This is a genomic window from Streptomyces sp. NPDC052721 (assembly GCF_040678315.1).
GTDB lineage: Bacteria > Actinomycetota > Actinomycetes > Streptomycetales > Streptomycetaceae > Streptomyces.
Window position 1 is genome coordinate 14,163 of sequence record NZ_JBFATL010000023.1, and the last position, 13,209, is coordinate 27,371.

At 69.7% G+C, this 13,209-nt stretch carries 8 protein-coding genes; 5 read left to right on the top strand and 3 right to left on the bottom strand.

All coding sequences use genetic code 11. From position 1 onward, the window contains the following. Positions 1–128: 128 nt before the first annotated feature. Together AB0L21_RS22045 and AB0L21_RS22050 are read left to right on the top strand one after the other, a co-directional pair. Positions 129–2,537 (top strand): M4 family metallopeptidase, encoded by a 2,409-nt coding sequence (locus tag AB0L21_RS22045; RefSeq protein ID WP_365785841.1) that lies wholly within the window; start codon positions 129–131, stop codon positions 2,535–2,537. A 715-nt stretch (positions 2,538–3,252) separates the two neighbouring features. Then, the gene (locus tag AB0L21_RS22050) at positions 3,253–6,126 is read left to right on the top strand and encodes a S8 family serine peptidase (RefSeq protein WP_365785843.1); all 2,874 of its coding nucleotides are present in this window, start codon (positions 3,253–3,255) and stop codon (positions 6,124–6,126) included. A gap of 730 nt (positions 6,127–6,856) precedes the next feature. On the opposite strand, the gene AB0L21_RS22055 is transcribed toward AB0L21_RS22050, so the two are convergent. Then, a complete protein-coding gene (locus tag AB0L21_RS22055) occupies positions 6,857–7,060 on the bottom strand; it encodes a cold-shock protein (protein WP_365708026.1) in 204 nt (67 codons plus the stop codon). A gap of 753 nt (positions 7,061–7,813) precedes the next feature. Here AB0L21_RS22055 and AB0L21_RS22060 point away from each other — a divergent pair. From AB0L21_RS22060 to AB0L21_RS22070, 3 genes are all read left to right on the top strand, one after another. Next, positions 7,814–8,449, top strand: coding sequence for an NAD(P)H-binding protein (locus tag AB0L21_RS22060; protein ID WP_365708028.1), 636 nt, complete (start codon positions 7,814–7,816; stop codon positions 8,447–8,449). Between the two features lie 287 nt (positions 8,450–8,736). After that, positions 8,737–9,267 (top strand): VOC family protein, encoded by a 531-nt coding sequence (locus AB0L21_RS22065; protein WP_365785845.1) that lies wholly within the window; start codon positions 8,737–8,739, stop codon positions 9,265–9,267. A gap of 221 nt (positions 9,268–9,488) precedes the next feature. After that, on the top strand, positions 9,489–10,133 hold the full coding sequence (locus tag AB0L21_RS22070; RefSeq protein WP_365708032.1) for an RraA family protein: 645 nt from the start codon (positions 9,489–9,491) through the stop codon (positions 10,131–10,133). Between the two features lie 81 nt (positions 10,134–10,214). Here AB0L21_RS22070 and AB0L21_RS22075 read toward each other — a convergent pair whose 3' ends face one another. Further along, on the bottom strand, positions 10,215–11,690 hold the full coding sequence (locus tag AB0L21_RS22075) for an alpha-L-fucosidase (protein WP_365785847.1): 1,476 nt from the start codon (positions 11,688–11,690) through the stop codon (positions 10,215–10,217). Then, a complete protein-coding gene (locus tag AB0L21_RS22080; RefSeq protein WP_365785849.1) occupies positions 11,657–13,147 on the bottom strand; it encodes a glycoside hydrolase family 43 protein in 1,491 nt (496 codons plus the stop codon). The genes AB0L21_RS22075 and AB0L21_RS22080 overlap by 34 nt, the downstream gene beginning before the upstream one ends. Between the last annotated feature and the right edge of the window lie 62 nt (positions 13,148–13,209).

A 13,209-nucleotide genomic window follows, 5' to 3' on the forward strand; every position in this document is an offset into this window, starting at 1 on the left:
GTGCATGGCGAGTGTGGCGCGCTGGTGCGCCACGCGTCTGACGTCCCGCTACCGAGGCTGTGGCCTCCTGCCTCCCCGTATCAGCGGCCGTCCGCGCCGGCAGACGGCCGAACGGAAGGACTCTTGGGTTGAATCACTCCCGTGACAGGGCCGCGTCCCCGCAGGGTGCGCGCGGGCCCCGACTGCGCCTGGCCGCGACCGTGGTGATCACGGCCGCGGCACTCGCGTTCTCCGCGCTGCCCGGCTCGGCCGGCGCCGTCTCCATGTCCCACGCCCCCGAAAGCGCCCGCACAATGGGAGCGCTCCCGCAGATCAAGGCGGCATCCCGGCCGGGGTCCGGGACCGTCCACCTGTCGCCTGGGCAGCGTCGGCGGCTACTCGATCAGGCGGCCAAGGCGGCGCCAGGCACCGTCCGCGCACTGGGGCTCGGCCCTGAGGAGAAACTGATCCCGAAGGACGTGATCCAGGACGCCGACGGCACGGTCCACACCCGCTACGAGCGCACCTATGCCGGGCTGCCCGTCATCGGCGGCGACCTGATAGTCCATCAGCGGCGAGATGCCCGCACCGTCACCTACGCCGCCAAGAAGAAGCTGACCCTGCCGACGACCGTGGCCAAGGTGCCGGCCGCCACGGCGAAGAAGGCGGCCCTGAGCAAGGCTATGGCGAAGGGCACCCGCAAGGCGGCCACGCACGCGGCCCCTCGCAAGGTCGTCTGGATGATGGGTGCCCAGCCGAAGCTGGCTTGGGAGACGGTCGTCACCGGCGTGCAGCAGGACGGCTCCCCCAGCGAACGCCACGTCGTGACGGACGCCGCGAGCGAGGCCACCCTGCAGAACGCCGAACACGTGGAGTCCGCCCAGGGCAACAGCCTCTACAGCGGGCAGGTCACGATCGGCTCCACCCGCCAGGATGACGGCACGTATGCCTTGATCGACCCCCAGCGCGGTGGTCACCGGACACTCGACTCGAGTGTCACGTCCAACGGTGTCCTGTTCACCAGCAAGGCCGACGTGTGGGGCGACGGAACGGCGGCGAACCCCCAGACCGCGGCGGTGGACGCCGCGTACGGCGCACGGACGACGTGGGACTTCTACCTCGACCGCTTCGGCCGCAATGGCATAGCCGACGACGGCCGCGGCAGCACCTCCCGAGTCCACTACCAACAGCAGCCAGGGATCCCCCTCGCCAACGCCAACTGGCAGGACGGCTGCTTCTGCATGAGCTACGGCGACGGCGCGGACGGGCACCACCCGGTGACGTCCCTGGACATAGCCGCCCACGAGATGACGCACGGAGTCACCTCCTCCACGGCCGGACTGGGCGACTACGGCGAATCACCGGCGCTCAACGAGGCGATCAGCGACATGATGGCCGCCGCTGTGGAGTTCTACGCCGACAACCCGAACGACGTGCCCGACTACACGATGGCCGAGCTGGACGATCTGCACGGTGACGGCAAGCCCATCCGGTACATGGACCTCCCCTCCAAGGCCGGCGTCAGCGCCGTCGGCTCCCCACCCCTGGACTACTGGACGCCTCAGGCGAAGTCGGACGAACCGCATATGGCGGCCGGGGTGGGAGACCACTTCTTCTACCTGCTCGCCGAGGGCAGCGGGAAGAAGACCATCAACGGCGTGACCTACGACAGCCCCACCTATGACGGGTCGCCGGTGGCGGGCATCGGGCTGGCCGACGCCGCCGGCATGGTGTACCGCGCGCTCACCGTCTACATGACCAGCACCACCGACTACGCCGGTGCTCGCACCGCGACGCTCCAGGCCGCCGCCGACCTGTACGGTTCGGGCAGCGACGCCTACGAGGCCGTCGCCAACGCCTGGGCGGCCGTCAACGTGGGGACGGGCTTCGTCCATCACATCGCCGTCGAGCCGCCGCCGACCGAGCCGGTGGCGGTTGGCCAGCCCGTCAGCCGCCAGATCACAGCATCCAGCAGCCGTCCCGGCGCGCTGACCTACTCCGCCAAGTCGCTGCCCCGGGGCCTGACTATCGACCACGCCACCGGTCTCATCACCGGTACGCCCGACAAGGCCGGCGACTACAGTTCGGCCGTCGTCATCACGGACGCGACCGGGGACACCCGGAACCTCTCGTTCACCTGGACCGCTCTTGAATCGGGCGGACACTTCTTCGTCAACCCCACCACCTACGTGATCCCCAGGTGGGGCACCGTCGAGTCCCCGCTGATCGTCCGGGGGAAGCCGGGCGACGCGCCGAGTGACCTCAAGGTCACGGTCGATCTCGACCACGGGTTCAGCAACGCCATGGTGATCGACCTGATCGGCCCCGACGGCACCGTCATCCACGTCAAGCCCTGGGGCCCCTGGGTGCTCACGCCCGAGCTGCACGAGACCTACACGGTCGACGCCTCGGCGGTCACCACGGCCGGCACCTGGAAGCTGCGCGTCACCGACGGCACCCCGGGCTTCTACAACCTGGACCCGGGTCATCTCCAGCGCTGGAGTCTGGACTTCTCGGGCGCCGGCCCCGCGGTCGCAACCGGCTCGCCCGCCCGGTAGAGCGCGTGACGGCCACCGCTTGACAACCAGGGGTCGCTCCCCCCCCTGACGATCACGCGGTGGCCGCGTGCGTTGAAGTGGGCCGCGCGGTTCGAGGAGCGAACTCCGGTCCGGTGCGGGCCACTTCGGCACCGGTACCGGTTCTACGAGGCGTGGCGCCTGCGCGAGCGGAAGGCACGGCCCGTCCCCCGTTCGTGATCAGCAGAAGCTGCTCGCACGAGAGTGGCGCGTGGGCCGTGACCGGCGCCGAGGTGAAGCACCCCGTCCATAAGCCGGGTGCGCCCTCGACGGGGTCCCCCTGCTTCCCGCAGAAGTACAACCACTGTGGCCACGTGAGCACCGGAAACAACCCGTAACACCTCGTTAACTGACGTCAAGTTAGGTAGGTCGCGCTCCCCCCTCACATCCCGGGAGAGAGCGTCGACGTTCATGGGATCGCTCCCATCAGGGAGCTACTGGAAGGAGTCTCGTGGCCAGGAGCACACGAACTCAGCGACGGAGGCTGGCCATACCCCTGCTGGCCTTCGTCCTGGCCGGCGGCGGCACGGTCGCCACCGGGGGTACGGCAGCGGCGGCACCCGCCGAGCCGGACACCTCGGTGGGCAGCGGTGTCAGCTCTGGATTGCGACCCGAAGGAGATCGGGTCGACCTGACCGGGGGCGCCGGCCGGTTCAGACCGCGCCAGACCGGTAAACCCGATGCGAAACACAAGGAAATGCCCTCCGGCCGCGCTCCGTACATCGTGGAACTCGCCGAGGCACCGGTGGCGACGTACACGGGCCGGCTCTCGGGGCTGGCCCGGACCCGCCCGGCACCGGGCGAGCAGCTGGAACCGCAGTCGGGGGCGGCGAAGGCGTACCGGAAGCACCTGGGTACCCAGCGGACGGCCGTGGCCAAGGCGGCCGGCATCACGGTCAACGAGGTCTACACCACGGCCTTCAACGGATTCTCCGCCACGCTGACCGCCGCTCAGGTCGAGGAACTGAAGGCGGACAAGCGGGTCCGTTCGGTCACCAAGTCCCGGGTGGTCAGTACCACCCAGGCGCCCGTTGGTGACACCACGTCGCAGCCGACGACCGGCACGGCGACGGGCACGGTAAAAAACGCCAGGACCGGGGCATCGGCCACCGGCGCCCGGGCAACCGGCTCGCCGGCGACCAGCGCGCAGAAGTCCGCCGCGCGGAAGCCGGGCAGAAGCACCGGCGCCGGGGTCGTGATCGGCGTCCTGGACACCGGGATCTGGCCGGAGAGCCCGTCGTTCGCCCAGCGGATCCCGACGGCCCCGGCGGGCTGGCACGGCACCTGCCAGACCGGCTACACATTCACTGCCCAGCACTGCAACGGCAAGATCGTCGGCGCCCGGTACTTCGCCGACACGCTCCTCGCGGCGTCGGGCGGCACGCTGCCCGAGGGTGAGGTGCTCTCACCCCGGGACATGGTCGGGCACGGTACGCACACGGCGTCCACCGCGGCCGGCCTGCCCGTCGACAACGTCACCATCTCGGGACGGAACTTCGGTTCGGTCTCCGGTGTGGCCCCGGACGCGCAGATCGCCGTCTACAAGGTCCTCTGGGGCGGCTCGGGATACGACGCCGACATCATCGCGGGCATCGACGCGGCGGTCGCCGACGGCGTACAGGTGCTCAACTACTCGATCGGAACGCAGTTGGGGGACAGCGAGCCCAACACCCCGATCGGCAACGCCTTCCTCAACGCCACGCTGGCCGGAGTCTTCGTCACGGCCGCGGCCGGCAACAGCGGCTTCAGCAGCGCGGTCAGCAACACCCAGCCGTGGGTCACCACAGTCGGCGCGGCGGTGACCCACGTGAACGAGGGAACCGTCCGGCTCGGCGACGGCACCTCGCTCACCGGCGCCTCGCTGGACGTGCTCCCCGGTGGCCGATCCCTGCCGCTGGTCTTCGGCGAGCAGGCCGGCACATTGGAGGAGGGCTCGGCGTACTGCGAGCCCGGCAGTCTGGACCCGGCGAAGGTGAAGGGGAAGGTGGTCGCCTGCGCCCTGGACAGCCCCTACGGCGCGGTGGAGGAGCTCAAAGCCAAGCGCGCGGCGGCCATGGTCCTCTTCGACCCCAACGGCAACTTCCGGGTCAACAGCATCTACGACTTCCCGGTGCTGTATCTGAACACCAGGGACCAGGCCGGCAAGATCTTCAACTACCTGATGAGGCACCCGGCCGACGGCACCGCACAGCTGACCTCGGGCAGCCACGGTTCCGGAGCCCCAGGTGTGCCGGCCATCGCGGACTACTCTTCGACAGGGCCGGACAAGACGCACCCCGGGCTCATGAAGCCCGATCTGGTCGCCCCCGGCAGCGACATCATCGCGGCCGTCTCCCCGCCGGGAAACTTCGGCCGGCAGTACGACGCGTACTCGGGGACCTCGATGGCGGCCCCGCACGTGGCCGGTGAGGCCGCGATCCTGCGGGCCGAGCATCCCGACTGGTCGCCGGGCGCGGTTGCCTCGGCGTTGCACACCACAGCCGGCACCGTGGGCAGCACCAGCCCGCTGGCCCAGGGCAGCGGGCTGCCGTCACTGAAGCGGGCGGCCGATCCGGGGCTGGTCATCGAGCCGGACGCCAAGAGCCTGACCGCCTTCAGTGAAGCGGCTCAGCCCGACGGCCGCGAGCTGAACCTGCCGTCGATCGGGCTGCGCGAGTACGACGGCACCAAGCCGGTGGTGTTGACCCGCAAGCTGACCAACGTCGGCAGCAAGCGGGAGACGTACCATGCCTCGACGAGCGGGCTGGGGGGCATGCAGGTGAGCGTCGCACCAGCAACGGTGACGGTGGCGCCGGGCGAGACCGCCTCGGTCACCATCACCCTGCGGCGCGGCAGCGCACCGTGGGACCGCTACGTCACCGGCGCGATAACCTGGCGCGGCACCGCCCACCAGGTACGGATCCCGGTCGCCGCGCGTCCGTGGGGCATCTCGCCCCGGCAGTACGACGACAACCTGGAAGAGTTCGGCCGGCTCGCCGACGGCACCTACGGCATGTTCGAGCCGGGCTTCACCGGCCCGGTCTCCGGCCGGTCGACCGGCTACGCCCCCATGCAGCGGGAGTCGTACTCGATGCAGACCGGGGTCAGCGGCGGGGTCTTCGACCGGAAGGCCCTCGGGGTGCAGGCGCACTCCTTCAAGGTGCCGGCGGGCAGCGCCGGAATCGTCGTGGACACCGCGACCGACGACCCGGACACCAACCTCGACCTCTGGCTGTACAAGGGCGACAAGCTGGTCTACCGGAGCGCCGCCGGCTGGAGCAGCTCCGAGAAGGCCTGGGTCTTCATGCCGGAAGCGGGCACGTACACGGCGTACGTCTTCGCACAGGACTCCGGCAGCCCGGTCGTCGACTACCGGCTCGGCCACGTCGTCCTCAGCCGTAACGGCCACTACAAGCCCGCGACGCTGGAACTGCCGACCGCGGTGGAGCGCGGCACGACACCGCAGTACAAACTGCGGCCGGGCGCTCCGCTGAAGCCTGACGTCGAGTACTGGGCGTACACCGAGCTCCGCACCAACGGGCAGGTGATCCCAGGTCAGTTGGTGTCCACGAACCAGTACTCCTGGGAGTGACGCGGTAATCCCCCGGGGGCCGTGGCTCCCGAGCGGCCGGTGGGGCGGGGCCGAGCGGCTCCCGCCCCACCGGCTCGCTCACGTCCCGCACTCCCCGGAGCCGGCATCCTGCTCCTCGGCACGGCGGGGCGCAGGTGGTGGCGCATGGTGGCTGGGGAGCGGGCCAGGCTGCGCGGGGGTTCGGTGCGGCCGTGCAGGCGGGGTGTGAACCAGTAGGGGGTCAGCCGGCCCGGCCAGGCCGGCAGCCGGCGCCGGACCGCCGGCGCCAGACCCTGGCGCAGCGTCACCGCACACGCCGGCCGCAGACCGCCGCCGGCAGTGTCACGGCGCCGGCGGGGCAGCAAGACCGCGTGGCCGCCGACGAGGTCGTCGCCGAACTGCCCGCGCACCTGGGACGTCCACCACGTCAGCAGCCGCTCCACCCCGCTGCGCGCCGTTGCCGCAGCGCACGTAAATGCCGCAGGTACCGGCGTGCGGGTACCAGTACCCGACCTCAAGGCGGACGGTCTCGTTGATACGCAGGCCCACCCGCCGCCACAGCGACGCCGCCGTACAGTCGCGCGCCGCCGCCAGGAACCCCTTCTCTCCGGCGGAGGGCGGGACACGCACCCCGATACGGGCCGGCGCGGCGAGGCCGGTCGAACTCGTCGACCGGCCGCACCACCGGCCGGCCCGTCACCTCCTCGATGTCCTGTGCGTGGCGGGCCTGGAGAAGACGGGCAACGCGGGATCAGACGGGGCGGATGTTCTCCGCCTGCGGGCCCTTCTGGCCCTGAGTGACGTCGAACTCGACCTTCTGTCCCTCGTGCAGCTCTCGATACCCCTGGCTGGCGATGTTGGAGTAGTGGGCGAAGACGTCGGGGCCGCCGCCCTCCTGCTCGATGAAGCCGAAGCCCTTCTCGCTGTTGAACCACTTGACAGTGCCCTTGGCCATGACCGTCTCCTTCGAGGGAAACCGGGCCCGCACCCTGCGCGCCCGGGAGGTGATCGCCCTGGTCCGGAGAGGTGCTGAACAGCAAGAACGCCCGTGATGGCGATCACGGGCGAACGGGACTTCGGAACCACGACTGCTGAATCACCACGCTATACCGGCGTGGCGGCAGCCGCTACCGACGACACGGCATCAACGCCCGCCGTGTCGGGGCACACCTGGCATCGACCCCCGCTTACCGCGACCCGGACCCGCCGGAGCCGCACGCGTCGATCCACGGTCAGCCGTCCAGTCGATCAGCCCGGCCGCCCGCACCGTAAGCACGGACCTGCGCCACCAGCCGGCGATGGCCGGCCACCCGCTGCCGCGGGCGCCCGTCCGCAGACCGCGATGCCTGAGCCGTTCCAGCGGGGGACGGCACAGCCGGCGGGGTCGGCTCCAGGACACCTTCACGGCGGCGGCGGGCCGGACCGCGTCAAGGGCCCCAGAAGCACGTCGACCCCTGCAACCCGCAGTTCCTCTGCCAGGGCCTGTCCCCCGCCTCCGTCACCCCGGGCATGCCTCACCACCTTGAGGAACCCCCAGCCGCGCGTCGGCTGGGGTTCCTCTCTTACCACGACAACGACACTTCGTGATGGAGTCGCACCGAACTGGTGCACCGAGCTACCACGCGGCAGCTCGTTCGCCTGGATGCGTCCCGCACCTCCCCATGTTTGACTGGACACACCGCGCGTCCTGCACAACAGGAGCCCTGATATGAAGATCCTTCTGCTTGGCGCTACCGGCATGGTCGGCAGTGCCATCGCAGCTGAGGCCGCCGCTCGCGGCCACGACGTGACGTGCGTCAGCCGCTCCGGCGAGGCTCCCGTTCCCGGCGTGACCTCGATCGCCGCCGACGCGACGGACGGATCCCGGGTCGCCGCTCTGGCCGCCGGACACGACGCCATGGCCTCCGCCTTGGTCCCACTGCGTGACGGCAGTGACCCGAAAGAACCCTTCCTCGCCCTGAACCGTGCGCTGGTCGAGGCCGCGCGGACCGCCCATGTCTCCCGGATGGTCGTCGTCGGCGGTGCGGGAAGTCTGGAAGTGGCCCCTGGAGAGGCACTGGCCGACCAACCCGGCTTCCCTGCCGAGATTCTCGGTGAAGCACTCGCCCACCGTGACGTACTCGCCTTTTTCCGTACGGTCGATGATCTTGACTGGACGTATGTGTCGCCGGCAGCAGAGATCACCTCAGGTGAACGCAGCGGTAACTACCGCGTCGGCGGGGATCAGTTGTTAAGCGACGACGAGGGCCGCAGCCGCATCGGCATCGGGGACTACGCTGCCGCCTTCATGGATGAACTTGAGAGCAACGCACATCCGCGCACCCGCATTTCAGTCGCCTACTGAACGCGGGCGAGGTGGGTGCCCGTGGGAAATGGCGCACTGTCGCTCCAACGCTCCCATCCCGGTAGGAATCGAGACGACCAGACTCCCGGCGCCACCGCCGAACTCAGCCTCCACGCCGGGCGACTCGCCGTGCAACTGCGCGGCAGTCGTCCGCCACGGCAACCGGTGGTACCGCGTTGCCGACCCGTACGTCAAGGTGTGGACTGGAGGTCTACCGCTTCGCGAATGGCTCGCGGGTGGTGCTCGTTCATCCACACTTCCGACTGCCAGACTCACCGGAGGCATTCATGAGCGACGCACAGACAAGCACAAACACGGAAAGCACGACAAACACGGAAAGCACGACTTCCGACGCCACGGCCATTCCATTCCGTCTCGAGGTCATCGTCATCCCGGTGGCCGATTACGACCGGGCCAAGAACTTCTACGTGAATCTCGGCTGGCGGGTGGACGCCGACATCGACCTGGACACCGGTTACCGGATGATCCACCTCACTCCCCCGGGTTCGCACGCCTCAATCGTGTTCGGCACCCAGGTCACCGCCGCGCAGCCGGGGTCCTTCGATGGTCTGCTCCTCGCCGTGGACAACCTCGACACAGCACGTGACAAGTTGATCTCGCAGGGTGTAGAAGTCAGCGAAGTGTTCCACGACGCCGGTGGCGGCCTCGGCGGCGGCTTCCACATCGGTGAAGAGGGGCGCGCCTACGGGCACGACCCAGAGCGCCGCTCCTACGCCTCGTACGCCTCTTTCCACGACAGCGAAGGTAATCGCTGGATACTCCAGGAGATCACCGAGCGGCTGCCGGGCCGCGTCTGAGGCGCGAAGCCACGGTCACGTCAGCCGACTGCGAAGGGCCGGCCACACCGAGTTCCGTGGCGGCCAGTTGCCGCTGTCGGCCTGCCTCGTATCGGCACTCAGCCCGTGACGCCTGGTTCAGCGGCGGCCCGAGGCAGCCCTGAGGAGCCCTGTGCGCAGTCGCCCTCGCGTGCGGTTCGACGCGGCACAGGCACCATCTCAGGTAGGCCGGGAGGAGAAGCATGAGCAGCCATGACGCCACGGAGTTCGCGGCCGGGGCCGCCCGGCTGGGTTGTGCGACCCTGGTTGATGCGATGGGTCGCGTTCACAGCCACCGCGCGCACATTCTCGCTCTGTCCAGTCCCGACCCCACCAGGCCGCTGTTCGGCCCAGCTGCCACCATGGCATACCTGCCCTACCGGGATGATCTGCCACAGGCTGACATCGGCTTCGGTGAACTCTTCTACCAGGCCGTTGGCGACGACCCTGCCGGCCGGGTACTGGTGCTCTCCAGTGGTGGTCACCGGGACGCCTCACACGGTGGCGGTATGAAACTGTCCCGGGTCCTTCATCAGGGCCTGGCGGGCGTGTTGGCGGACGGCAGACTGCGGGACTACACGCAATTGCGCCACCATGGATTCGCCACGTGGTGCCAAGGCGAGGCAACGCGCTGGGGCGGCGACACCGTCGTACCGTACGCGGCCGGCGTCGCCATCGAAGTCGCCGGTGTGTGTGTCGTTCCCGGTGATTACGTCTACGCCGACTCGGCGGGAGCCGTAGTGATTCCGCGGACCAGTGTGGAGCGGGTCTTCCAGGAGGCGAACAAGATCGAAGCGGAGGAAGCCGGGTTCGCCGCACGGGTCCGCGACGAACGCCGCCGGCGGTGACCGCGCGCGGACATTCGTCCGGGCACGAGGGCGGAGGCGCGCACCGCGTCCCCGTGGCGCTCGCCTTCGCCGCGTCGCTGGTCAGGACTCCCCGGGGCTGACCTTCAGCACCGGCATCGCCGGGATCGGTGTGCCTTCGGGGAGGCGCACGGTCAGTTCGTGCGGGCCGCGCTCGAATTGCAGCGGATCGGGGTGGCCGAGCAGATGCACGGCGCCGATCCGCTGGTTGTAGAGCGTCAGGTCCTGGCCCAGAGAACGCACATGGATCCGGCCGTCCTGGGCGCCGCCGAGCGCCGTGACGTACAGGTGCTCGGCCCGCGTCGTGAACCGCAGGTCGGCGGGGCCGTAGCCGGGCTGGTCGTTCTCGGTGAACTGCCCTTCCTTGACCCGCGCCGGCCCTTCGCCGTAGACGACCCACGGCCGGCTGGCGTAGATCGCCTCACCGTTGACCGCGAGCCACGCGCCGATCTCCCGCAGCAGCTCGGCCTCCGCCTCCGGAATGCTGCCGTCCGCCTTCGGGCCGACGTTGAGCAGCAGGCACCCGTTCTTGCTGACCACGTCCACGAGGAAGGCGAGCAGATCGGCGCCGCTCTTGTAGTCGTGCCCTTCGACATGGCCCCAGGAAGTGCGCGAGACCGCGGTGTCCGCCTGCCACGGATCAGGACGCAGGTTCGCACTCGCGCCGCGCTCGACGTCGTAGACCGCGGTGCCCGGGGCGAACGCGTCGTGCTTGTACGCCAGCACCGGCCCGCGCTGCCACGAGGCGGCCTTGTTGTAGTAGTAGGCGGCGAGCTTGGGCAGGTAGGGCTTGAATGCGGGCTGGTGGATCCACCAGTCGAAGTACAGAAGCTGCGGCTGGTAGCGCTCGACCAGTTCAGCGGTGCGCGCGAGCCAGTCCTCGAGGTACTGCGGGCTCGGCGGCAGCTCCTGAGGCTGGGCCGGGCCGTAGAGGTCGGCGTGGCGGCCGGCACGGACATCGGATTCGAACCCCATCCCGCCGTTCAGGAACCACCAGTGCTCGGCACGGTGCGTCGACAGGCCGAACGCCATCGACTGCGCCCGCACCGCGGCTGCCAGTTCCCCGACGACGTCCCGCTGCGGGCCCATGGCGACGGCGTTCCACGGGTTGAGAGCGCTGTCGTACATGGCGAAGCCGTCGTGGTGCTCGGCCACCGGTACGACGTACTGGGCTCCCGCCTCGCGGAACAGGGCGGCCCAGGCGTCCGGGTCGAAGTTCTCTCCGGTGAGCTTGGGGATCAGGTCCTTGTAGCCGACCTTGTCCTGCGGGCCGTAGACCTCCCGGTGGTGCTCGTACTCCGGGGAACCCGGTATGTACATGTTGCGCGGGTACCATTCGTTCCCGAAGGCCGGGACACAGTACGGACCCCAGTGGATGAAGATCCCGAACTTCGCATCCCGATACCAATCAGGAACCTGATACCTGGACAGGGATTCCCAGCTCGCTCCGTAGGGGCCCTCCCCCAGGGTCTGGTCGACGGTGTTCAGAACGTCGGTCACAGTCGTCATCGGGATCCTCCGGAAACGTAGTCGAACCATGCGAAACGAACCGTGCCGGCCGTCGCGTACATGCCGATCACCCGGCCGGTGAAGCCGCCCGCCACTTCGGTCGACAGGTATCGGCCGTCGAGGGTGGCCAGGTCCGTGGCGGCGCCGCCGGGCTGGGCCACGCCGAACGACACGGTGTCCGGACCGCCGCGCGCGTCCCGCGGCTGCTCCTCGGCGGTGCGGACGGTGAGCTCGACCGGGCCGGCCGGCAGGGGCCGGGATGCCACGACCGTGCGCAGCGGGCCGATGCGAGCCACCACCCGTACCTCGCCGTCAGCGACTTCGATCCCGTAGTGGTGGTGCTCGTCGAGCCGGACCGCCAGGCCGCCTTCGCCCTCCGTCGCGTCGATCAGGGCGCTGGCAGAGCACGACAGGTGCTGCTGGCGGCGGCCGACGAAGACGACGTCATCAGCGTCCAGCGACTCCCCTCTCGCCCGCAGGGTCAACCAGCCGGGCCGGTCCCGCGTGGTGACGAGTTCCTCGGGCCGGTCCCGCAGCGAGATCCACTGCGGCCGCAGCGCGCTGCCGTCGAAGTCATCGCGGACCGGCTCGGCCACCGGCTCTTGGAGCGGCCACGGGATCCCCGACAGATCTGTGACGACCTCGCCGACGACCGGCCAGCCGTTGATCCACTCGACGGGGGCGAGGAACGTTTCCCGGCCCAGGACGTGCCATCCGGGCGTGCCGCCGCCGGGCCGGGTCCCGAGGAACACCAGCCACCACGAGTCGTCAGGGCCCTGCACCAGATCCGCATGGCCGGTGTTCTGCACCGGATGCTCGACGCCGCGGTGGGTGAGGATCGGGTTGGCCGGGTTCGGCTCGAACGGTCCGCTCGGCGACGGCCCCCGCGCGATCGACACGGCGTGCCCGCGCTCGGTGCCGCCCTCGGCGATCATCAGGTACCAGTACTCGCCGATCCGGTACAGGTGCGGGGCCTCCGGCGCCTTGGCACCGCGCGTTCCCGACCACACCCGCGCGGGCTCACCAAGGGCTCTGCCGGTCTCAAGGTCCAGACGCACCTGCCCCACACCGGCCACGGTGCACCAGCAGGTGCCGTCCTCGTCCCACGCCAGGTCCGGGTCGATGCCGGGCACCCCGGGCAGCATCACCGGCTCGGACCAGGGGCCGGCTGGATCGGTGGCGGTGACCAGCAGGTTCCCGCCCTCGCTGACATTCGTGGTGATCAGCCAGAACCGGCCGTCGTGATGCCGAAGCGTCGGGGCGTAGATCCCTCCGGACGACGGGGCCCGCGACAACCGCAGTTGGCTCGGGCGATCCAGCACGTTGCCGATCTGCCGCCAGTTCACCAGGTCGCGGCTGTGGAAGATCGGCACCCCGGGGAAGTACTCGAAGCTGGAGCACGCGAGGTAGTAGTCCTCTCCCACCCGGCAGATGCTCGGGTCGGGATGGAACCCCGGAACGATCGGGTTCGAAGCGGTGTTGCCCACGATCAAGCCCTTCGGAGAGCAGTGAAAGTCTCTTGGGAGTGGTGATTGAAGCGGTTCGACAG